The organism is Streptomyces sp. PA03-1a (assembly GCF_033792805.1).
GTDB lineage: Bacteria > Actinomycetota > Actinomycetes > Streptomycetales > Streptomycetaceae > Actinacidiphila.
Genome location: NZ_JARAVO010000088.1, coordinates 14,363 through 34,951, shown reverse-complemented (window position 1 = coordinate 34,951; position 20,589 = coordinate 14,363). Strand labels below are relative to the sequence as shown.

Genomic DNA, 20,589 nt, shown 5'->3' with positions numbered 1-20,589 from the left:
GCTGAGGGCCTCGCCGCACGCAGCCCGTCGGCGGGCGGGCAGGGGAGGGGCGGAGGGCGGGCTACCTCGTTGACCACCGCGTACAGCCCGCGGCCGTCGGGCAGGGCCGACGCCCCGGCCCTGCCCGACGGCCGCGGGCTGTACGCGGTGGTCAACGAGGTCTCCGGCCCTCCGCCGCTGCTCGGCCCGCCGGCCGAGCGGCTGCGCGGCGCGCTGCCCGAGGCCGTGGTCGAGGAGTGCTCCGAGGACGACGACCTCGCCGAGATGCTGGAGAAGGCCGCCCAGCAGGCCGCGGAGGCCGGCGGCGCGCTCGGCATCCACGGCGGGGACGGCAGCGTCAGCCTCGCCGCGTCGGTCGCGCTGCGGCACGGTGTGCCGTTGCTCGTCTCCCCCGGCGGCACGTACAACCACTTCGCGCTCGACCTGTCGATCGAGAGCATCGAGGACGCCGCACGGGCGGCCCGGGAGGGCACCGCGATCGCCGTCGACGTCGCGCGGGTCTCCCCGACCGGCGACGCCGCGGGCGAGGAGGACGGGTCCGCGTGGTCCACGGTCTTCCTCAACACCTTCAGCATCGGCGTCTACCCCGACCTGGTCCGCTACCGCGAACGCTGGTCGCGGCGCGTGGGCAGCTGGCCCGCGGGGGTGCTGGCCGCGCTGCACGTGCTGCGCACCTCCGCCCCGATCGACCTGGAGATCAACGGACGTCGGCACTCGGTGTGGATGCTCTTCGCCGGCAACGGCGCCTACCGCAGCATCGGCCCGGCGCCGCTGCGCCGCCGTGCCCTGTCCGACGGGCAGCTCGACGTCCGCATCGTCCCCGGCAGCCCCTACGCCCGCACCCGTCTGCTCGCGGCCGCCCTCACCGGCTCCACCACGGCCCTGCTGCGGCGGCTGCGGATCGGCGGCGTGGACCCCGGCGTCCGCCTGGCCTTCGACGGCGAGGTGGCGCCCGCACCGCGCGACCTGGTCATCGACAAGGCCAACGAGGCCCTGACCGTCTACCGGCCGCTCTGACCCGGGCAGCACGACGCGGGCCGCGCTCCCCGGGGGCGCGGCCCGCGTGGCACGCGCGGGTGGGCGGACGGCCGTCGGTCAGCCCGACAGGCCTGCCAGCGCACGGACGCCCTCGCCCTTGATGGTGAGGGTGTCCGGCGATCCCGCGTCTATCGCGAGCGTGAGCTCGTCGGACGGCCAGCCGCTGCTCAGCGCCGCGAGGGGCAGGATGCGGTACCCCCGCGCGTTCGGCAGGGCGTGTGCCAGGCGCACCTCCGAGGTGAAGACCGGGACCAGCTTCGTCCCGTCCTCCTGCTCGAAGACCGGCAGGCTGATCGTCTCCTGCTCCGCCCCGTCCCCCGCGGACTCCTCCGGCGCCCCCGGCACCGGCAGCAGGATGTCGCTGGCGGCCAGGGTGCTGAGCGCGGCCGCGTTGTCACCGCCGGTGGCGATCTCGTGCAGGGCACGCTGTGCCGGGGGCTGCGCACCGTTCGGAGTGGTGAAATCGGTCATGGCCGTTCCCTTTCCGTTGCTTGCGTACGGGGTGGCTCGGGGGCTGCGCGTACCCAGCGGGGGAACGGTCATGCGTGCTCCGCGGGTGTCACTCGTACTCGGTGCCGCCCTTGCGGGTGAGGTAGGCGTCGCTGACCGCCTTGAGGACGGCGCGTCCGCCGAGCTCGGGGCTGTGCCGGTCGGGGGCCGCCCGGACCACGACGCCCTCGCGCAGGTGCAGGGCGCGGCCGGAGACGGTCTCGGCGCCCCGCGCGAGCTCCAGGACGACGTCGAGGTCGTACGGGCCCTGGTGGAGCGTGGGCACCAGCGGCACGCTCCCGGCCGGGAGGACCTCGGCGGGGTCGAGCCAGCGGACCGCCCCGTCGATCTCGGCGGCGACGTCGAAGGCCGCGTAGCCGGGCGTGCCGCGGCCCGCGTCGGCGCCGTAGCCGAGGTCCTGGACACCGGCGCCGTAGACCTCGCCGAAGATCGCCACGCGGGTGGCGCCGAGCCGGCCGGCGAGGGCCGCGGCGACGTCGGGCAGGCCGTGTCCGCGGACGGCGCGCCAGTAGAGGTTGCCGTCGGCCTCCTTCAGGGCGAGGCGCTGGGCGCCCAGCCCTTTGGAGGTGACCAGCACACGTCCCGAGTCGGCGAGGTAGGTCAGGCAGCAGGCCGTTCCGTGGAGCTTCTCGGTGATCGCGACCGGCTCGCCCTCGCCGAACACCTCGGGGTGGCGCTTGACGTTCTCGATGTCGATCCACGGCAGCAGGTCCGGCGCGGACTCCACGTCGCCGCTCATCGACACCGGGACAGGCGGCACCCACTTGGTGATGCCGAGCAGCTCCGCGAAGTCGGTGGCGTCGCCGGCGGCCCGCGCCAGGTCCGTGCCCTCGAGCGCGGCCGGGCGGCAGACGATGCCCTGGGACAGCTCGCCGCGCAGCCGCACCGCCTTGACGCGGTCGGCCGCGGGGCCGGCGAGCCGTCCGGTCAGGCCGAGCTCGTCGATGAGCGCGGAAGGCAGCACGGACTGCTCGGGGATGTACAGCGCGAAGTCACCGGTCCGGTAGGCGCCCTTGGCCACGACCGCCCGGTAGAGGCCGACCTGGGCGAGTTCCAGGGCGTCCGCGTTCGGGTGGTCGTGGACGGTGAGCCGTTCGGCCGTGACGCGCAGCGTCGACATCGGGTTCCCCCTCGTGGTGGTGCGTGGATCGGACCACTGTGCGGGGTGCCGCGCGTCGCGGGCGAACGGTTTTTCAGGGTGCCGGTGCCATCCGGAAGTCGTACGCCCGGGGCAGCGGTTCGTCGGTGAGGGCCTGCCATGTGGTGTGCAGCGACTCCTCCCCCTCCCTGAGGTCGTCGACGGTGAAGCCCTCGTCGAAGACGGCCCGAGCGGCCGCGACGTCGCCCGCGGCGAGCAGGACTTGGGCGTGCAGCAGCCGGAAGCGCCCGCGGGCGCGGAGGGCGCCGGGCAGGGCTTCCAGCACGGCGGCGGCGTCGCCGGGGCGGCGGGCGGCCAGAAGGGCCGGTACGGCCTCGCGGGCCAGGGCGCCCGCGGCGGTGGCCCAGGCGTCGCCCCCGGGGACGGCCCGGAAGGCGTCGAGGTGGCGCTGGGCGGCGCGCTCCGGATTGCCGTCGGTCTGGTCGGCGACGGCCAGGCAGTGCAGCGGCAGGCACGAACCCGACCCCGCGGCGGCCCGTTCCCAGCTGAGCACGGCCTGGGCGCGGTCACCTGCGTGCCACTGGGCGAGGCCCAAGTGGTAGTCCAGGGCCCAGCCGTTGCCCTCGTAGGTGGCCGCGGTCTCCAGCAGTTCCCGCCACTCCGGGGAGACGAGCGCGGGGCCGGGGACGGAGTCCTCGCCGAGCCGCGGGAAGACCCCGGCGAGCAGGAGTTCCAGCCAGGGTTTCTGCCGCTCGCCCATGGTGTCGGCGGCGAAGGGCGTGCCGGGCAGGTCGAAGCGGCCGCGGGTGACCTCCAGCGCACCCCAGCCGGAGCCGGTGGCGAGGACGTCCTTGGGCTCGGTGTCCGCGGCGGGCAGCCACGCCTCGTGGGCGGCGCGCAGGTGTTCGCGCGGCAGGACCGCCTCCAGCCGTTCCGCCACGGCGCGGGAACCGGCGCCGGGAGCGGTCTCCAGCGGGCCGTAGGCCTCCAGCCAGCTCACGGCGGCACCCGGGGCCAGGGGGAGGTGTTCCAGCTGGGTGGGGGCGAGTCCGGCCTGGATCTCCAGGTAGCCCGGGGCGTCGCCCTCGTCCCCGGCGAGCCAGCGTTGCCAGCGGCGTCCGCCGGGACCCCGGCCCCAGACGAAGAGCTTGCGGCCGCCGAGGGCGTCGGTGGAGGTCTGCACGAGGCCGCGGCCGTCGGCGTCGAGGGCGGCGATCCAGGGGCGGGTGCCGTCGGGCAGGTCGTAGAACCAGTCCGCGGGGTGCTCGGAGGCGGTGGGCGCCTCGGGGGCGGGCACCCGCTGGAGGGTGCGGGAGGCGCCGAAGTGCCAGGCGTGGGTGGCGGGTGCGACGACGCGGGTGCCAGGTGTCTGGGGTACGGCGGTGTTGGACCACCAGTAGAGGGGAACGGTCCGGTGGTGAGGATTGCGGACGCGTACCCCCGCGTAGAGGAAGTCGGAGCCCTCGGGGAGCCACAGGTCGATCTGGAACGGCAGGTCGCGCAGCCGCTCCCACTCCCAGAGGCGGAGCATCTCGCCGCCGTCGGGGGTGGGGACGCGGGCGGCGTGGAGCGGGGCGCAGCTGAGCGTGGTGTGCCCGGTGGCGCCGGGGTTCCATTCGACGCCGCCGGAGAACCAGGCGCCGGCGAGGCCGAAGTCGGCGTACTGCAGGACGGGGTCCGCGTGCAGCAGTTCACGGCCCGTGGGCTTGTGGTGCAGCGCGTACAGGCGGCCGCCGAGGCCGGGCAGGACGGTGGCGCGCAGCCGGTCGTTCTCCAGGACGACCGCGTCCAGCGCGGTGGGCACGCGTTCGCGGGTGTAGCCGTCGAGACGCGGTACGGGGAGCAGGGTGCGCAGTTGCCCGTAGGCGATGCGCCGGGCCATGCCGGGCGGGAGCGCGGCGCTCTCGGCGGGGTCGAGGACGTGCGGGTCCCCGGACGCGCGGAGCGCGGGCAGGGGGTTCTCCGGGCCGAGCGGGCTGGCCGGGAGGGTGAGGGTGGTGCGTCGCACGGTGGTGGCCAAGAGGTCCCTCTCTCTGTCACCGGTGGTCGGGTGAGGACATGGAACCCCCTTTCGGCCTGCGCCGTCAGGGGTTTGGACCTCACGGAACGGGCCGCGTGCGGACTTCAATATATGGTGAACGTCATTTTGGCCTTCTTTTGCCGTCGGACAGGTCCGGGAGGGTTTGCCGATCATGCTGTCCACGCTGTGGAGCCCGCCGAACGGCACGCCCTCGCGCGCGCCCCGCGTTCCGCGTCCCGCCCCGGTCGAACGCGCGCACAGTCCGCGGCTGGCGGCGCTCGCCGCCCGCCCCGAGCGCGAGGCCGAGTTCTGGCGGGCCGTGGAGGCCGAGGGGACACCACTGGTGGAGCGCCTGGACGGCGACCCCGGGCACGCCGCGGTCACCTTCCTGTGGCGCGGCACGGCCGCAACGCGCGCCGTACTGGCCCTGCCCAACCAGGTGCTCGACCCTGACGACCTGGCCGGCAACCTGATGTCGCGCGTGCCGGGCACGGACGTGTGGCACTGGACGATAAGGATGCGGGCCGACTGGCGCGCCACGTACGCGCTCTGCGTGGACGAGGGCGACGGCGCGGGCGTGGCCCCGTCGGGGCCCAAGGGCCAGGCGTACCTGCGCGGACTGCGGCGGAACCCGCGGCGCGACCCGCTCAACCGGGCGGATTTCCCCACCCGCTGGGGCACCGAGCCGCTGTCGGTGGTCGCCCTCCCCGCGGCACCGGCGCCGCTCGGCGCGGGGCGGAACCGGCCCGGGACGCCGGTGGGCGAGGTGTCCGTCCACACCATGCGCAGCGCGCACCTGCGCAACTGGCGCCGTGTGTGGGCCTACGCCCCGTCCGGCTACGAGGACCTCGCCGGGCTGCCGGTGGTGGTGCTGCTCGACGGGGACGTGTGGCAGCAGCACCTCGACGTCTCGGCGCTGCTCGACGGGCTCGTGGCGGCCGGCGCCCTGCCCCCGCTCGTCGCGCTGATGCCGGACGCGCTGGACAGCGACACCCGGCGCCGCGAACTCACCTGCGACGACCGCTTCGTGGCCTTCCTGACCCGTGAACTGCTGCCCTGGGCCGCGCGTCGGTGGCCGGTCAGCGGCGACCCGGCACGCACGGTCGTCGCCGGCCAGGGCCTCGGCGGACTGGCCGCCGCGTACGCCGCGTTGCGCCGGCCCGAGCGGTTCGGGAACGTGCTCGCCCAGTCCGGCGCCTTCTGGTGGCCGGCCGGGCGGCGCGCGGGAGCCCTGCCCGAAGAGTGGCTGACCGGGCGCGTGGCGTCGCTGGCGCGAAGACCGGTGCGGTTCCACCTGTCGGCGGGCCTGCAGGAATGGGGCCTGACGGCCGTGGTCCGGCGGCTGCGGGACACCCTGCTGGCCCAGGGCTACGAGGTGGCGCACCACGAGTACAACGGCGGCCACGACTACCTGTGCTGGCGCGAGGAACTCGCCCACGGCCTCGCCTCCTTGCTGCGCGGCCCCTTCCCGGGCACCCTCCCCGGCCCCCGCGTATCGGCCCCGGCCGACACGGAGCCGGTCTGACGCGGTGGCGCGGCACGCTCGCGCCGGGGGCGGTGGCGACCCGGCGCGGCACGGGCCCGGGAAGTGCCCCATGGCCAGGCCTCTTTGCCGCGCGGCCCGTCCCCCGCACCCGCGTATCCGCCCAGGCCGACACGGAGCCGGCCTCACACGGCATCGCGGCACGCTCGCGCCGCGGGCGGTGACGACCCGGCGCGGCCACTACGGGGACGCGTACCGGCCCGGGACGGCGAGGGACGTGCCCCACGACCGGGCCTCTTTGCCGCGCGGCCCCTCCCCCGCACCCGCGTATCCGCCCAGGCCGACACGGAGCCGGCCTCACACGGCATCGCGGCACGCTCGCGCCGGGGGCGGTGACGACCCGGCGCGGCACGGGCCCGGGAAGTGCCCCATGGCCAGGCCTCTTTGCCGCGCTGCCCCTCCCCCGCACCCGCGTATCCGCCCAGGCCGACACGGAGCCGGCCTCACGCGGCGGCGCGGCACGCCCGTGCCGCGGGCGGTGACGACCCGGCGCGGCCACTACGGGGACGCGTGCTGACCCGGGACGGCACCCCTGGCCCCGGCCGTCGGCCGCGGCTGCGCGCCGCCCGGCGCACGTGACGGCCGCGCGGGCGCGGGGGCCCGCAACGACCACGGCATGAGCCTGGCCGCCCACCCGGCGTGGCGCAGGCGCCACCGGAGAGCGCGGCGGATGCCTGCGCACTGCCGAACCGGCACGACGACGCCCTGTCCGCTCGCGGCGTCACCGGAGCCGTCGACGACCCGAACCCCTTCGCCACCGCGGCACGGTGGACAAGGCCGTCCGCGCCGCGGCCGGGGCATCCACGCCCGAACCGGCGGGCGACGGCGCGCACACGCGTCGTCAACCCGCCGACCGGGAGGGCGCATCGCGCGGCGCGGTCGATGACGACCACCGCGGGACGCCCCCGTGACCACGCGGTATGCGCGGCAGTCCCCGCGCCGGGCCGCCGCGAACCGCCGTGGACACCCCCCGGAAGGGCGGCCAACGCAATGGCCGCGCTCGAAATGCGCTTGCCGGGCAGGGGCGGGGCGTCCAGACTGCCCGGGTGCTGATTCGACGTGAGACCCCCGAAGACGTCCCGGCCGTACAGGCACTCACCGCGGAGGCGTTCGCCTCCGCCGAGCATCCCGTCCCCGTCGAGGTCACGCTGCTGGCCGAGTTGCGGAAGTGCGACGCCTGGCTGCCGGAGCTGTCACTGGTCGCCGTGGACGCCGACGGCGAGAGCGTCGTCGGCCATGTCGTCTGCACGCGGGCGCACGCCGGCGGCACGCCCGTGCTCGGTCTGGGCCCGTTGAGCGTCGCGCCGGAGTACCAGCGCAAGGGCGTCGGCCTGGCGCTGGTGCACACCGTGCTGGGCGCGGCGGACGGCCTCGGGGAACCGCTCGTGGCGCTGCTGGGCAGCCCGGACTACTACGGCCGGTACGGCTTCCGGGCGAGCACGGACTACCGGATCACGCCGCCCGAACCGGCCTGGGGGCCGTACTTCCAGGTGCGCCCGCTGTCCGCTTACACCCCTTCGGTCAGCGGGGCGTTCCGCTACGCGGAGCCCTTCGACCGGGTCTGAGGGAACCGCGGCAGCCACGCGGGCACGGCCCGGCGGTACGCCTCGTACGCCTCGCCGTGGGCCGCGCGCAGCGTCGGCTCCTCGTACCAGCGGACGAACGCGGCGACCGTCAGCCACACCGCGGCGGCGTAGAGGAACAGGACCGGCCGCAGGAGCAGCAGTCCCTGCCCGGCGACGAGCGCCACGACGGCCAGATACATGGGGTTACGGACCCGGGCGTACGCGCCGCCGGTGACGAGGCGTTCGGTGGGGGCGACGGGCGCGGGCGTGCCGCGCCCCTCGCGTACGAAGCGGGCGAAGCCGTGCAGGAGCACTGCCGCCCCGGCGAGGGCGAGCAGACCGCCGGCCACCCGTACCGGCCAGGGGCCGTCGCCGGAGGCGTACCGGGTGAGCCACCAGGGCACGAGTCCCGCCACGACGCCGGGCGCCGCGAGGAGGAATACCGCGCTGCCGAGCGCGGCCGTGGACCGTCTCATGTCTTCATGGTGCCCGCGGGCGGCCGTCCCGGACCCGTCTTGGCGGCGCGGATGTGCCCGTAGACGTGGGCGCGCAGTTCGGCGAAGCGAGGGTCGGAGCGGGTGATGATCTGGTCGCGGTCGTGGGGGAGGTCGACGGGCAGGTCCTCCTGGACGACGGTGGGCGCGGCGGAGAGGACGACGACACGGCGGGCGAGGTAGACGGCCTCGTCGATGTCGTGGGTGACGAGCATCGTGGTGATGCCGAGACGGTGCCAGAGCCCGAGGAGGAGGTCCTCGAGGTCGGCGCGGGTCTGGGCGTCCACGGCGGCGAAGGGCTCGTCCATGAGCAGGACCTGGGGCTCGTAGGCGACGGCGCGGGCGATGGCGACGCGTTGCTGCATGCCTCCGGACAACTGCCAGGGGTGGGCGGCGCCCGCGTCCGCCAGGCCGACGGCGGCAAGCGCCTGCTGGACGAGGGCGGTGCGGCGCGGGCGGGGCACGCGCTTCTCGCGGAGCGGGAGTTCGACGTTCTGGCTGACCGTCAGCCAGGGGAAGAGGCTGCGGCCGTACTCCTGGAAGACCACCGCCATGCCGGGCGGCGGTCCGTCGACGACGCGCCCGGCGAGCCGGACCTGGCCCGCGGTGGGCGTCAGGAGTCCGGCGACGCATTTGAGCAGGGTGGTCTTGCCGCAGCCGGACGGGCCCACGACGCAGACGAGTTCGCCGCGGTCGACGGTGAGGTCGATGCCGCGCAGCGCCTCGACGACGCGGCCGCGGCCCTCGTACACCTTGCGCAGTCCGGTGATCTCAAGCATGTGTCTCCCGTTGGTGCCAGTGCAGGACCCGGCGCTCGAGGGCGCGGAAGGCGAGCGAGAGCAGGAAGCCGACCAGGCCGAGCAGCACGATGCCGCTCCACATCTCGGGGATCTGGAACTGCCGCTGGAACAGCACGACCGAGTGGCCGATGCCCGAGGTGCTGGCGAACATCTCCGCGATGACCATGAGGATGATGGCCAGCGACAGCGCCTGCCGCAGTCCCGCCATGATCTGCGGGCTCGCGGCGGGCAGGACGAGGCGCCGCAGCCGGGCGGGGCCGCGCAGGCCGTAGACGCGGGCGGTGTCGGCGAGCACCTCGTCCACGGCGCGGACGCCCTCGATGGTGTTGAGCAGGACGGGCCAGATCGCGCCGGAGACGATGACGAGGACCTTCATGGTGGTGTCGAGCCCGGCGACGAGCATGATCAGCGGCACGAGCACGGGTGGCGGGATCGCCCGGAAGAACTCCAGCGCGGGTTCGGTGGCGGCGCGCAGCCGGGCCGAGAGGCCGACGGCGGTGCCGAGGGCGACGCCGAGCAGCGCGGCGAGCGCGTACCCGGCGAGGAGCCTGGCGAGGCTGGGCAGGACGTCGTCGGTCAGGCGCGCGGTGAGCCACACGTCGCCGAAGACGGCGGCGATGCGCTGCGGCGGGGGGACGTAGAAGCTGGGCTGCCACATGCTCCACGCCCACCAGCCGAGGACGAGGAGGACGGGCAGTCCCAGCACCCGCAGGGCCGCGAGCAGGAGGCGCGCGAGGCGGCTCATGCGGCGGCCTCCCCGCGCACGGAGGGGTGCCAGGCCAGCAGCCACCGCTCCAGGCGGCGTACGGCGAGGTTGACGACGACACCGATGATCCCGGCGAGGGTGATCAGGGCGTACACGGTGGCGACGGCGCCGCCGGACTGGGCGAGCTGGATGCGCAGTCCGAGTCCGGGGCTGCCGATGACCAGTTCGGCGGTGACGGCGAGGATGAAGGCGACGGAGGCGGCGAGCCGGAGTCCGGTCGTGACGTAAGGGAGCGCGGTGGGCCAGACGAGGCGGCGCAGCGTCGTCCAGTGCCCGAGGCGGTAGGAGCGGGCGGTCTCGCGGGCGACCGGGTCGACGTCGGCGACGCCGTACAGCACTTGGATGAGCACCTGCCAGAAGGCGGCGTAGACGACCAGCAGGAGACTGGAGCCGAGGTCGGCGCCGAAGAGGAGGGTGGCGAGCGGGATGAGCGCCACGGAGGGGATGGGGCGGAGGAACTCGACGGTGGAGGCGGTGGCGGCACGGGCGCCGGGAACGGCGTCGATGAGGGTGCCGAGCGCGACGGCGAGGACGAAGGCGATGGCCAGGCCCAGGGCCCAGGCGCTCATGGTGTCGCCGAGCGCCGACCAGAGCTGACGGGTGGTCAATTCGTGGCCGAGGGTGCGCAGGATCTCGCTCGCCGGGGGCAGGAAGTCCCGCGAGACCCAGCCGAGCCGCGGGACGGCCTCGGCGGTGCCGAACAGCACCGCGAGGCCGGCCGCTCCGTACGCGGCGTCGCGTCCCCTCATGGCAGGAGGGCCGGGAGGTCGGCGTCCTTGGTGAGCGTGCCGTCCTGGCGGGCGTCGTCGGCGACGGTCTGGACGGACTCCCGGTTGATCTCGGTCGGCCACTTGGGGAGCTTGATCTTGGCGATGGCCTCGGCGGGGATCGAGGTGTAGGACTTCAGGGTCTCGCGCACCGCGTCGGGGTGGGCGTCGGCGTAGGCGAGGGCCTCGTTCATGGCGGCGGTGAAGTCCTTCACCAGCTCCGGGTCCTTCTGGACGGTCTGCTGGGTGGTGAAGTACATGGCCACGGTGAGGTCCGGCGCGGCATCGGCGTAGGGCCACGCGACGGCGCGGGCCCCCTGGCCCGTGGCCTGGGTGACGAAGGGCTCGACCTCCCAGACCGCGTCGACCCGGCCCTTGGACAGGGCGGCCGGCATGTCGGGGAAGGGCATCTCGACGAACTCCACCTTGGAGGCGTCGCCGCCGTCCTTGCGCACGGCGGCGCGCACGGTCGTGTCGCCGATGTTCTTCAGCTGGTTGACCGCGACGGTCCTGCCCGCGAGGTCCTTCGCGGACTTCACCGGGCTGCCGGCCGGGACGAGGACGGCGCTGTAGTCGGTGTCCCGCTCACCGGTGGAGGCGACGCCGTTGGCGACGACCTTGAGCGGCAGGCCCTGCTGCTGTGCCGTGAGCAGGGAGGTGGTGTTGGCGAAGCCGAAGGCGAACTGGCCGCCCATCACGCCGGTGATGCTGGCGGCGCCGCCCTGCACCGAGGTGATCTTCGCGTCGATGCCGTGCTTCTTGAAGAAGCCCTGGCTCTGGGCGAGGTACACCGGTGCGGTGTCGACGATGGCGATGGCGCCGACCGTGACGCTCCGTGTGCCTCCGCCGGAGCCGGAGGGACCGCCCTTGCCGGCGGAGTCGCCGGAGTCGCCGCAAGCGGTGAGTCCGGCGGCGAGGAGCGCTGCCGCCGACAGGAGCAGGGGAAAGGTGCGACGCATGGGCACTCCCTGATCTGATCAGTTCCGTTCGCACAGTGAACTGTCGTTCATTGGGTGGTGCGCCAAGTGACGGTAGGGGCGCCGCGCGGCCGCGTCAACGGATCGCACAACGGCTCCTCGATGACAGTCGTGTCGCGGACGGGAGAGCAGGGGCACAGGGGGCACGAGGGGCGGAATTACATGGAGAAAATAATGAATTGGAGGCATTTGCCCCTGGTGGTCCGCTTTAGCCCTGAGTATAGTGGAAGTGGCCTACGGGGCGAGCGAGGGAGTCCGGTAGCACCGGAGCCGGAGCGGAAGCAGCGGCTTCCACCGCAACCGGGTACAACGGCCGGGCTGAGAGGCTCGAAGGTCTGGGAAGAGGTTTTGAGACCGGAGAGCGACCCCTAGCACCTGATCCGGACCATGCCGGCGAAGGGAGTCCCACCTCGTAGGTCGTGGAACTGTAGCCGACGAGCCCGCGCGGTGAGCGCGGGCTCACTTGTGCCCGCCGAATCGTGTCGCGCGCGGTCCCGCCGGTCACTTGGCCGCCCCACCCGTTCGCTGGGATGATCGCCTGACGCGGACGAGGCCGACGGGGTGGGGGACATGGACGACCGGATGCTGGTGGGCGCGGTCAACGCACTGACCGCGCGATGGGCCCGGGAGACCCTGGGCGCCGGCCCGGCCGGGGCGACGGTCCTCTCCGCAGCGGGAGTGTGGCCGCTGCTGGCCCTTCTCGCCGCGGGTGCCGCGGGCCCCGCCCGCACCGAACTGGAACAGGCCGTCGGCACGGACGCCACGACGGCGGCCGCCGCCTCGGGACGGCTGCTCGCGCGGCTGGACGCGATGGACGGCGTCGACACCGCCGTGGGCCTGTGGACCCGCGCCTCCCTGCCGCTCGCGCCCGGCTGGCTCTCGCTGCTCCCGGCCGGCGCCCACGGGCACTTCAGCGGCGACACCGAGACCGACCGCAAGACCCTGGACACCTGGGCGGCGGAGCGCACCCACGGCATGGTCCCCAGGATGCCGGTCGCCGTCGACCGGCACACCCTCCTGCTGCTCGCGAACGCCCTGGCCCTGCGCACCGACTGGGCCGAGCCCTTCCAGGACCACCACACGGGGACGCTCTTCCGCAGCTCGCCGCACCTGGACATGGCCGGGGTCGCGACCACCCCCTTCGGCCCGCTGACCATGGCCAAGGTGAACGGCACCAACGGGATCGAGGTCCACCTCCTGCTCGGCCCCGACCACGTCGCCCCCGGCGAGGTGATCGCCGCCGGCGTGGCCGCCCTCGGCGGGACGTACCCGGTGCTGCCCGGCAACCTGCTGCCGTACGGGCGTCCCGGGCCGGGGGTCGTGGTCGAGGACGTCACGAGCTTCGAACCGGCGCCGGCGCTCGACCTGACCACGGTGCCGTTCACCGTCGGCGCCGAGCACGACCTCCTCGACCGCGCCGCGCTGTTCGGGCTCGCCACGGCCCGGGACAGCGGCGCGGGGCACTTCCCCGGCATCAGCGCGCAGCCCCTTGCCGTCGGCGCGGCGAAGCAGGCGGCCACGGCGACCTTCAGCGCGAAGGGCTTCCGCGCCGCCGCGGTCACGGCCGTCTCCCTGATCGCCGGCAGCGCTCCCGGGCGGGCCCAGCAGGCCAGGCGCGTACGCGTCGGGTTCCTGCGCCCGTTCGGCTTCCTCGCCGTCCACCGGCTCTTCCCGGCGGTCCTCGTGGCGGGGTGGGTGACGCCCTGACCTCAGCGGGCGGCGGTCACAGGGCGCTCCCCGCCCGCCAGTCCGCCCAGCTCGCGTTCCAGGCGCCGTAGCCGTTGTTGACCTGGACGGTGTCGGTGGAGTGGACGACGGTCACCGGGTCGCCCGGTGACACGTGCTCGTAGAACCACTTGGCGTCGGCCGTGCTCAGCCCTATGCAACCGTGACTGCCGTTGACGCGGCCGAACTTGCCCTCGTTCCAGGGCGCGGCGTGCGCGAAGGTGCCCGACGTGGTGAGCCGGACGTCCCACTTCACGTCCTTCAGGTTGTACGCCTCGGGACCGAAGATGCGCACGGTGCGGGAGTTCATGGTGATGCTGGGCGTCTTCTCCAGGACGACCATGGTGCCGTTCCACGTCTCGAAACCGGACTTGCCGGTGGAGACGGGGAGGGTGCGCAGGACCGCTCCGTCGCGTCGCAGGGTGAGGGTCTTGCGGGCGGTGTCGACCGTGGTCACGACCGAATGCCCTATCCGGAAGCGGACGACCCGGTTCTGCGTGCCGTAGAGGCCGCCGCCCGCGTCGACGCCGTCGAGGTCCATGCGGAGCGTGACCTCGGTGCCGGGCTTCCAGTAGGTGCGCGGGCGGTAGTCGACGCGGTCGCGGCCGCTCCAGTCCTTCATCCAGCTCCAGGCCCCGTCCACGGCCGGGCTCGCGGTGACGCCGAGCTTGCGCTCGACGGCCGCGCGGTCGCGTATGGGCTTGTTGAACACGATCGACACGGGCATGGCGACGCCGACCGTGGTGCCCTTGTCCGGGTGGTACTCCCCCACGAAGGTGCGCTCGGGCTCGGCGGTGGTGAAGGTGGTGTGCTCCGTCAGCCGCTTGCCGTCGGAGGTGGTTGCACGGACGAGCACGTCGTACGTCACACCGGGGGCCAGCCGGCCTGCCGAGGTCCAGCTCTCCTTGGAGGACGCGAGCGTGCCGCGCAACGCCCCTGGGCCGGCGGCGGTGACGCGTACGGAGTCGATCCGCGCGGCGGTGGCCCGCACGGTGACCTTGCGGTCGACGGGCACGGCACGCCCGCCGGAGGCGGGGGCGACGGCGATCGCCGGCCGTGGCTCCGCGGCGTGGGGCCCACTGCCGGAGCCGCTGCACGCCGACAGCGACGCGGCGACGGCCAGGGCGAGCGTCCCGGCTCGTACGCGCAGGGTCGTCCTCCGGTTCCGGGTCCGGTCGTTGGTCATGTGACGGCTCTCCTCCCCTGTCGAGTCGTACCTCTGCTCCTGCCCGGACTCGGGGCGGTCCACCGCATTCCGGCGACCGGAACTGCGCGGCCCGGACGGCTCCGTCGCGTCACCGTTCCGTACCAGGCGTGTACGCACGGAACCCGGGCGCGGCACGGCCTCGTGTTCCGCGGCGAACGCCGGTCGTGGGCCGGGGTGGCACAACGGGACAGCCGTACAGCCGAACAGCGGAACAGCGGAACGACCAGGGGGACGTCATGGAGGGCAGGAACACGAGGCGGGCCACGATCGCGGTGGCCCTGGCGGCAACGGCGGCGGTGCTGCTGACGGGGTGCCGGGGAGATGACGACGTCGCGGGCGGCGCGCCCTCGCCGACCGCTCCGCCGACCGCTGCGTCGGCCGCCGCGCCGTCACGGACCGCGGGTGGCACCCTCCCGGTCTCCAGCACGTCCCCGGAGCCCGGGGGCACCGGATCCTCCGCCTCCTCGTCAGGTTCCACGGCGGGCCCCGCGGACCGCTGCGGCGCGGAGGACCTGGAGGCGACCGCGGCGCACCAGGCCGCCGTACGTCCCCAGGGCACGGGCACCGGGGCGGCGGTGGCCGGCTTCACCAACACCTCCGGCGCGCCCTGCGTCGTCGAGGGCTTCCCGACGGTGGCCGGGGCGGCCAACGGCTCCCCGGAGATGAACGTGCCGCTGACGGTGCGGCACACCGGTGCGGCCGCGCCCGTCAGGCTGGCGCCGGGCGGCCGCGCGTGGGTGAAGCTGACGTTCCACCAGGTACAGGGCGAGGGCGACGGCTCCTGCGTCTCGGGGGAGGCGCCGGTGCAGTACCCGACGATGGTGCTGGGCCTGCCCGGCGGGGCGGGCAGGCACCAGGTCGCCCTGGACGACGGGGTGTTCGCCGAGTGCGACGGTGTCGTCGCCGTCACCGCGCTGTCGGCGGACCAGCCGTCCTGAGGGCGTAGGCCCCCAGGTCAGCCGGCCGGTGCGGGCGCCTCCACCGTGAGGGTGCCCGCGTCGGCGTCCAGCACCGCGGGGACGCCGAGCGGCACGGTCAGGCTGGTCTCGCAGTGGCCGAAGCCCAGTTCCTCAACAACCGGGACGCCGAGTCCGCCCAGCCGGTCCAGCAGCACCGCCCGCACCTCCTCGTAGGGGCCGCAGTCCCGCCAGGAGCCGAGGGCGATGCCCGCCACGCCGTCCAGCCAGCCGGCACGCAGCAACTGGGTCAGCATCCGGTCGATCCGGTAGGGCTCCTCGCCGATGTCCTCCAGCAGGAGGATGCCGCCGGGCACCCCGGGCCGCCCGTCCGGCGTGCCGAGGCCGGAGGCGAGCAGGGCCAGGCAGCCGCCGACGGTGACACCGCGTGCCGTGCCGGGGACGAGGGGGCGGGCGGTCGGTGCGCCGAGCACCCGCGTCCGCTCGGGCGCGAAGAGGGTGTCCTTCAGCTGTGCGCGCGTGGGCTCGTCCTTGAGGAAGCCCTCCGCCGCGGTCATCGTGCCGTGCAGGGTGGCCAGGCCCAGCCGGACCGCGAAGGCCTCGTGCAGCGCGGTGATGTCGCTGAAGCCGAGGAGGGTCTTGGGCCCGGCCGCCCGCAGCGCCTCCCAGTCCAGGAGGTCGGTCATGCGCTGGGCGCCGTAGCCGCCGCGCGCGCAGAGCACGGCGGCCACCGGCGGGTCGCACCACGCCTCCTGGAAGTCGCGGGCGCGCGCCGCGTCCTGTCCGGCCAGGTAGTCGAACGTGGGGTGCCGGTCCAGGACGTGCGGCGCCACCACCGGGTCGAGGTCCCAGCCGCGGAGGATGTCGAGCCCCGCGTCGAGCCGCTCCCGGGGGACGGGTCCGCTGGGGGCGACGACGCAGACCCGGTCCCCGGGGACCAGGCGACGGGGGCGGGTGAGCGGGACGAGCGGTGTCACTTGGTGAGCTCCAGAGGGGGTACTGAGGGCGGGGTGAAGCCGAAGACCTGGCCGTAGAGGGCGAGTTCGGACTCGAGGCAGGTGATCATCGTGTCCTCGCGGCGGAAGCCGTGCCCCTCGCCCTCGAAGGTGAGGTAGGCGTGGGGGACACCGCGTCCCGTGATCCGCTCCAGGAACCGCTCGCACTGCACGGGCCGGCAAATCACGTCCTCCAGCCCCTGCAGCAGCAGGAACGGCACGGTGAGACGGTCGGCCCGGGTGACCGGCGAACGGTCGCGGTAGCGCTCGGGGACGTCGGCGTAGGGGCCGATGAGCGAGTCGAGGTAGCGGGACTCGAAGTCATGGGTCTCACCGCCCTCGGCCCAGCCGGTGAGGTCGAGGAGGGGGTACTTGATCACGCCGCAGGCGTAGACGTCGGTGCCGGTGAGGGAGGCCGCGCTCGTCCAGCCGCCGGCGCTGCCGCCGCGGATCGCGAGCCGCTGCCCGTCCGCGGTGCCCTCCTCCGCCAGCGCCCTCGCGACGGCGGCGCAGTCCTCGACGTCTACGACGCCCCACTGCTCGCGCAGCCGCTCGCGGTAGGCGCGCCCGTAGCCGGTGGAGCCGCCGTGGTTGACCTCGACGACACCGATCCCCCGTGAGGTGAAGTAGGCGATCTCCAGGTCGAGCACGAGCGGGGCCCGGCTGGTGGGGCCGCCGTGCACCCAGACGACGTAGGGCGGCAGCTCTCCCTCGGGCGCGGCGAAGTAGGGGTTCGCCGGCGGGTAGAGCTGGGCGTGGATCTCCCGTCCGCCGGGCCCGGTGAAGGTGCGTTCCACGGGCTCGGGCAGGAACTCCGTTGGCACCGTGTCGTGGTGGGCGGCACCGATGACGCGGGTACGGCCGGTGCAGGTGTCGAGTTCGAGGACCTCGAACGAGCTGCGGGCCGACGCTGCCACGGCGACCACCCGGGTGCCCTCGGTGGACAGCGCGGCGGTCCACTCGGTCCACGGCCCCGGCGCGTCGACCAGCTCGCCGGTCGCCGGGTCGAGTATCCCCAGTCGCTGTGCCCCCTTGCCGTGCAGCACCGCCAGCGTCCCCGCGGCGAGCGGGGCGAACCAGCGGGCGCCCATCTGCCAGCCGGGCCCGGCGAACTCCTCCTGCGCCGGCCGCAGGTTGACCGCGTCACCGGTGGCCGGGTCGACACGGTGCAGGTTCCACCAGCCGTCGCGGTCGGTGGCGGCGATCAGGGTCCCGTCCGGTGTCCACTCCGCCTGGGCCACCGACTCGGTGGGGCCGCCGAGGATCGTCCGGGCGGCGCCGAAGGTGCCGTCCGCGCCGACGGCGGCGTACTTGAGCTCCGTGCCGTCCCACGGCATCCGGGGGTGGTCCCAGGCGGTCCACACGGCCTGCCGGCCGTCCGGGGAGAGCCGGGGCGAGGTCACGAAGTGGTGTGCGTCGTCGGAGAGTTCACGCACGGCGGAGCGGTCCTCGGCGGCCGAGCCGTCGAGCGGAACGGCGGCGAGGACCCGTCGTACGTCGCTCGGGCCCGCCCCGGTGAACTCCTCCAGTACGCACCACACCTCACCGCGGTCCGGATGGATCTGCGGATCGGCCCAGCGCAGCCCGTCACCGACGGGGGAGAGCGGGGTCAGCGGCCGCGGCACGGCGCCCGGCGCGTCGGGCTCGTACGCGTAGAGCCGCTGGTCCGGAAAGTGGGAGAAGACGATCAGCGGTCCTCCCCCGGGCCGTGCCGTACCCGTCCAGGCCCGGCCGCCGTACTCGATGACGCGGGTGCGGACGTTCCACGGCGCGGGCAGCGGGCCGTCGACCCTGCCGTCCGCGCGGCGGCGGACGAGGGCGCGGCGGCCGCCCTCCGCCGGCCGTGGTTCGGTCCACCACACCTCGTCACCGACGAACCCGGGGAACTCGGGGCGCCCGTCGTGTGAGGCGGCGGTGCGGGCGTCGACCGGCGACTCCCAGGCACCGTAGGGGGCGATGATCGGGGCACGCGTCATCGGGCAGCTCCGTCGGTCGTGTCCTGCCGGCCCAGCATGAACCGGTCGAGTACGCGGACGCCGAAGTGCAGCCCCTCCACCGGGACCCGCTCGTCGACGCCGTGGTACATCCCCGCGTAGTCGTAGCCCTCGGGGAGCTTCAGCGGGGAGAAGCCGTACCCCGTGATGCCGAGCCGCGAGAACTGCTTCGCGTCAGTGCCGCCGCCCATCACGTAGGGCACGACGTGGGCATCCGGGTCGAAGTGGATCAGCGCCTCCCGCATCGCGGCGTAGACCGGCGCGTCCAGGGGGGCCTCCAGCGGGATCTCGCGGTGGTGGAACTCCCACTCGACGTCCGGGCCGGTGAGCTCGTCCATGGTGGTCGTGAACTCCTCGTCGCCGCCGGGCAGGACCCGGCCGTCGACGTAGGCGACGGCGCTGCCCGGGATGACGTTGACCTTGTAGCCGGCTTCGAGCACGGTCGGGTTGGCGCTGTTGCGGATCACCGGTTCCACCAGGGCGGCGGCGGTGCCCAGCTTGGTGAGCAGGGTGTCCACGTCGTCGAAGTCGGGCTCGACCTCGTGCAGCGCGGCCAGTTCGGTCAGCGCCGCCCGCACCGTGGGGACGATCCGCACCGGCCAGCGGTGCTCGCCGATGCGGGAGACGGCGGCGGCGAGCCGGGTCACCGCATTGGTCGGGTTGACCTTGGAGCCGTGCCCCGCCCTGCCGTGCGCCGTGAGCTTCAGCCACGCGGTGCCGCGTTCCCCGGCCGCCACGGGGTACAGCCGCAGCCCGGGTCCGGCGTGGAAGGTGAAGCCGCCGGACTCGCTGATGCCCTCGGTGCAGTCGCGGAACAGTTCGGCGTGCTGCTCGACGAGGTAGGTCGCCCCGTAGGTGGCGCTGTCCTCCTCGTCGGCCGTCAGCGCGAGCACGATGTCCCGCTCGGGGCGCAGGCCCCGGCGGGCCCAGGAGCGGACGGTGGCGAGCACCATCGCCACCGTGCCCTTCATGTCGACCGCGCCGCGGCCCCAGACCACTCCGTCCCGTACCTCGCCGGAGAAGGGGTGCACGCTCCAGTCCTCCGACCGGGCGGGCACGACGTCCAGGTGGCCGTGGACCAGCAGCGCGCCCTGCCCGTTCCCGGCGCGTGGGGCACCCTCGATCCGCGCCACGACGTTGGCCCGGCCCGGTGCGGACTCCAGGATGCGGGCCTCGATCCCGGCCTCGTCGAGCAGCCGCGCGGCGTGCTCCGCCGCGGGACGCTCGTTGCCGTCACCGCCGCCGTGGTTGGTGGTGTCGATCCGGATCAGCTCCGAGGTGAAGCGGACCGCCTCGTCCAGTGCCAGGGTGTCAGCCATACTGCTCCTCCACAGCTGCCGAGACGAGGGTGGTCACGGCCTTGTAGCAGCGGATCCCCTCGTACATGGTCGGTGACGTGTACGTGACGCGGCGCTCGCCCGTGCGCTCCACACCGGGCACGATCGCGGCGGCCCCCGCCAGGTGCGCCGCGTCGAACTCGACCTCGATCGTGAACGGCCCGCCCCGCGCCGGCTCGTGGCGCACGGCGAGCGAGGTCGCGTCCTTCGCGGCGGAGCGGATGTCCGCCGCCGTACGGGCCGGCGGCCGGCACACGGCCGCGTACCGCGACACGTAGTCCTTGACGGCGACCGTCCGCGCCGCCGGCGCGTAGTCGCGGGCGTCGAGGCCGGTCCGGTCGTCCCCCGTGACCAGCACGACGGGCACTCCGTACTCGGCGGCCACCAGCGCGTTCAACCGGCCCTCGCTCGCCGGTGGACCGCCGTTGACCCACACGCCGGTGATCGAGTTGGGGAGGTAGGTGTGGGCGAGCACCCCTTCCGTCCCCGCACCCGTGTGGAAGCCGACGAAGGCGATGCCGTCCACGTCGCCGTGCTGCACGCCCTCGACCATGGACAGGTCCTTGTGCCGCCCGGTGACCATCCGGGTCCGCTCGTCCAGCTGCTCCAGCAGCAGGTTCCGCATGGACCAGTGGGCCTCGTTGACCAGGACCTCGTCGGCGCCGCCGTCGAAGAAGCCGGCGATCGCGGCGTTCACGTCCGAGGTGAACAGATGCCGGAACCGCTGCCAGCCCTCCGTGCCGGGCAGGACGTCACCGGGCCAGGTCACCCCGGTGGCGCCCTCCATGTCCGCGCTGATCAGGATCTTCATGGCATGGAACGTTACGCAAAGTCA

18 protein-coding genes are annotated in these 20,589 nt (G+C 74.3%); 5 read left to right on the top strand and 13 right to left on the bottom strand.

The features are described 5' to 3' along the window. Nucleotides 1-1,017, top strand: a 1,017-nt coding sequence (locus PV341_RS20950) for a diacylglycerol/lipid kinase family protein (protein ID WP_500358686.1), incomplete at its 5' end; no start/stop codon positions are given. A 78-nt stretch (nucleotides 1,018-1,095) separates the two neighbouring features. Here the strand turns inward: PV341_RS20950 and PV341_RS20945 are convergent. The 3 genes from PV341_RS20945 to PV341_RS20935 all read right to left on the bottom strand — a co-directional run bounded on the left by PV341_RS20945 (nucleotide 1,096) and on the right by PV341_RS20935 (nucleotide 4,667). Continuing rightward, nucleotides 1,096-1,509: an SseB family protein gene (locus PV341_RS20945; protein WP_499514843.1), complete on the bottom strand. Its 414-nt coding sequence runs from the start codon at nucleotides 1,507-1,509 to the stop codon at nucleotides 1,096-1,098. An 88-nt stretch (nucleotides 1,510-1,597) separates the two neighbouring features. Beyond that, nucleotides 1,598-2,668 carry an RNA ligase (ATP) gene (locus PV341_RS20940; RefSeq protein WP_500321551.1) on the bottom strand — a complete coding sequence of 357 codons (1,071 nt, stop codon included), beginning with the start codon at nucleotides 2,666-2,668 and terminating at the stop codon, nucleotides 1,598-1,600. Between the two features lie 73 nt (nucleotides 2,669-2,741). Beyond that, a complete protein-coding gene (locus PV341_RS20935) occupies nucleotides 2,742-4,667 on the bottom strand; it encodes a DUF5107 domain-containing protein (protein ID WP_500358684.1) in 1,926 nt (641 codons plus the stop codon). 172 nt (nucleotides 4,668-4,839) lie between these two features. On the opposite strand from PV341_RS20935, the gene fes reads away from it, so the two are divergent. Together fes and PV341_RS20925 are read left to right on the top strand one after the other, a co-directional pair. Next, nucleotides 4,840-6,192 (top strand): enterochelin esterase, encoded by a 1,353-nt coding sequence (gene fes / locus PV341_RS20930; protein WP_500321553.1) that lies wholly within the window; start codon nucleotides 4,840-4,842, stop codon nucleotides 6,190-6,192. A 1,064-nt stretch (nucleotides 6,193-7,256) separates the two neighbouring features. Further along, complete coding sequence (locus tag PV341_RS20925) at nucleotides 7,257-7,775, top strand: GNAT family N-acetyltransferase (RefSeq protein ID WP_500321554.1); 519 nt, start codon at nucleotides 7,257-7,259, stop codon at nucleotides 7,773-7,775. Here the strand turns inward: PV341_RS20925 and PV341_RS20920 are convergent. The 5 genes from PV341_RS20920 to PV341_RS20900 are packed head-to-tail and all read right to left on the bottom strand — an operon-like array spanning nucleotide 7,748 to nucleotide 11,561. Further along, a complete protein-coding gene (locus PV341_RS20920) occupies nucleotides 7,748-8,251 on the bottom strand; it encodes a methyltransferase family protein (protein WP_500321555.1) in 504 nt (167 codons plus the stop codon). The genes PV341_RS20925 and PV341_RS20920 overlap by 28 nt on opposite strands. Next, nucleotides 8,248-9,048 (bottom strand): ABC transporter ATP-binding protein, encoded by an 801-nt coding sequence (locus PV341_RS20915; RefSeq protein ID WP_500321556.1) that lies wholly within the window; start codon nucleotides 9,046-9,048, stop codon nucleotides 8,248-8,250. Before PV341_RS20915 ends, PV341_RS20920 begins: the two co-directional genes overlap by 4 nt. Beyond that, entirely contained in the window at nucleotides 9,041-9,814 is a 774-nt protein-coding gene (locus tag PV341_RS20910) for an ABC transporter permease (protein ID WP_500358682.1), read from the bottom strand. Before PV341_RS20910 ends, PV341_RS20915 begins: the two co-directional genes overlap by 8 nt. Beyond that, entirely contained in the window at nucleotides 9,811-10,584 is a 774-nt protein-coding gene (locus PV341_RS20905; protein ID WP_500358681.1) for an ABC transporter permease, read from the bottom strand. The genes PV341_RS20910 and PV341_RS20905 overlap by 4 nt, the downstream gene beginning before the upstream one ends. Then, nucleotides 10,581-11,561 carry an ABC transporter substrate-binding protein gene (locus PV341_RS20900; RefSeq protein ID WP_500321559.1) on the bottom strand — a complete coding sequence of 327 codons (981 nt, stop codon included), beginning with the start codon at nucleotides 11,559-11,561 and terminating at the stop codon, nucleotides 10,581-10,583. Before PV341_RS20900 ends, PV341_RS20905 begins: the two co-directional genes overlap by 4 nt. A gap of 588 nt (nucleotides 11,562-12,149) precedes the next feature. On the opposite strand from PV341_RS20900, the gene PV341_RS20895 reads away from it, so the two are divergent. After that, nucleotides 12,150-13,286, top strand: coding sequence for a serpin family protein (locus PV341_RS20895; RefSeq protein ID WP_500321560.1), 1,137 nt, complete (start codon nucleotides 12,150-12,152; stop codon nucleotides 13,284-13,286). 16 nt (nucleotides 13,287-13,302) lie between these two features. On the opposite strand, the gene PV341_RS20890 is transcribed toward PV341_RS20895, so the two are convergent. Further along, nucleotides 13,303-14,490: a L,D-transpeptidase gene (locus PV341_RS20890; protein WP_500358680.1), complete on the bottom strand. Its 1,188-nt coding sequence runs from the start codon at nucleotides 14,488-14,490 to the stop codon at nucleotides 13,303-13,305. Nucleotides 14,491-14,747: 257 nt separating this feature from the next. On the opposite strand from PV341_RS20890, the gene PV341_RS20885 reads away from it, so the two are divergent. Beyond that, the gene (locus tag PV341_RS20885; protein WP_500358679.1) at nucleotides 14,748-15,449 is read left to right on the top strand and encodes a DUF4232 domain-containing protein; all 702 of its coding nucleotides are present in this window, start codon (nucleotides 14,748-14,750) and stop codon (nucleotides 15,447-15,449) included. Between the two features lie 17 nt (nucleotides 15,450-15,466). Here the strand turns inward: PV341_RS20885 and PV341_RS20880 are convergent, their stop codons facing one another. Genes PV341_RS20880 through PV341_RS20865 form a run of 4 tightly spaced genes read right to left on the bottom strand, consistent with a single transcriptional unit; the run spans nucleotide 15,467 to nucleotide 20,565 of the window. Then, nucleotides 15,467-16,405, bottom strand: a complete 939-nt coding sequence (locus PV341_RS20880; RefSeq protein WP_500358677.1) for a S66 peptidase family protein — start codon at nucleotides 16,403-16,405, stop codon at nucleotides 15,467-15,469. After that, nucleotides 16,402-18,399, bottom strand: a complete 1,998-nt coding sequence (locus PV341_RS20875) for a S9 family peptidase (RefSeq protein WP_500321564.1) — start codon at nucleotides 18,397-18,399, stop codon at nucleotides 16,402-16,404. The genes PV341_RS20880 and PV341_RS20875 overlap by 4 nt, the downstream gene beginning before the upstream one ends. Further along, nucleotides 18,396-19,736, bottom strand: coding sequence for a M20/M25/M40 family metallo-hydrolase (locus tag PV341_RS20870; protein ID WP_500321565.1), 1,341 nt, complete (start codon nucleotides 19,734-19,736; stop codon nucleotides 18,396-18,398). The genes PV341_RS20875 and PV341_RS20870 overlap by 4 nt, the downstream gene beginning before the upstream one ends. Continuing rightward, complete coding sequence (locus tag PV341_RS20865; protein ID WP_500358675.1) at nucleotides 19,729-20,565, bottom strand: M55 family metallopeptidase; 837 nt, start codon at nucleotides 20,563-20,565, stop codon at nucleotides 19,729-19,731. Before PV341_RS20865 ends, PV341_RS20870 begins: the two co-directional genes overlap by 8 nt. Nucleotides 20,566-20,589 lie beyond the last annotated feature (24 nt).

What these genes read in the sequence shown, in the direction of transcription:
- PV341_RS20890 (WP_500358680.1), bottom strand. Translation starts at nt 14,490, where the DNA reads ATGACCAACGACCGGACCCGGAACCGGAGGACGACCCTGCGCGTACGA.
- PV341_RS20895 (WP_500321560.1), top strand. Translation starts at nt 12,150, where the DNA reads ATGGACGACCGGATGCTGGTGGGCGCGGTCAACGCACTGACCGCGCGA.
- PV341_RS20870 (WP_500321565.1), bottom strand. Translation starts at nt 19,736, where the DNA reads ATGGCTGACACCCTGGCACTGGACGAGGCGGTCCGCTTCACCTCGGAG.
- PV341_RS20920 (WP_500321555.1), bottom strand. Translation starts at nt 8,251, where the DNA reads ATGAGACGGTCCACGGCCGCGCTCGGCAGCGCGGTATTCCTCCTCGCG.
- PV341_RS20910 (WP_500358682.1), bottom strand. Translation starts at nt 9,814, where the DNA reads ATGAGCCGCCTCGCGCGCCTCCTGCTCGCGGCCCTGCGGGTGCTGGGA.
- PV341_RS20945 (WP_499514843.1), bottom strand. Translation starts at nt 1,509, where the DNA reads ATGACCGATTTCACCACTCCGAACGGTGCGCAGCCCCCGGCACAGCGT.
- PV341_RS20915 (WP_500321556.1), bottom strand. Translation starts at nt 9,048, where the DNA reads ATGCTTGAGATCACCGGACTGCGCAAGGTGTACGAGGGCCGCGGCCGC.
- PV341_RS20905 (WP_500358681.1), bottom strand. Translation starts at nt 10,584, where the DNA reads ATGAGGGGACGCGACGCCGCGTACGGAGCGGCCGGCCTCGCGGTGCTG.
- PV341_RS20865 (WP_500358675.1), bottom strand. Translation starts at nt 20,565, where the DNA reads ATGAAGATCCTGATCAGCGCGGACATGGAGGGCGCCACCGGGGTGACC.
- PV341_RS20940 (WP_500321551.1), bottom strand. Translation starts at nt 2,668, where the DNA reads ATGTCGACGCTGCGCGTCACGGCCGAACGGCTCACCGTCCACGACCAC.
- fes (WP_500321553.1), top strand. Translation starts at nt 4,840, where the DNA reads ATGCTGTCCACGCTGTGGAGCCCGCCGAACGGCACGCCCTCGCGCGCG.
- PV341_RS20900 (WP_500321559.1), bottom strand. Translation starts at nt 11,561, where the DNA reads ATGCGTCGCACCTTTCCCCTGCTCCTGTCGGCGGCAGCGCTCCTCGCC.
- PV341_RS20885 (WP_500358679.1), top strand. Translation starts at nt 14,748, where the DNA reads ATGGAGGGCAGGAACACGAGGCGGGCCACGATCGCGGTGGCCCTGGCG.
- PV341_RS20875 (WP_500321564.1), bottom strand. Translation starts at nt 18,399, where the DNA reads ATGACGCGTGCCCCGATCATCGCCCCCTACGGTGCCTGGGAGTCGCCG.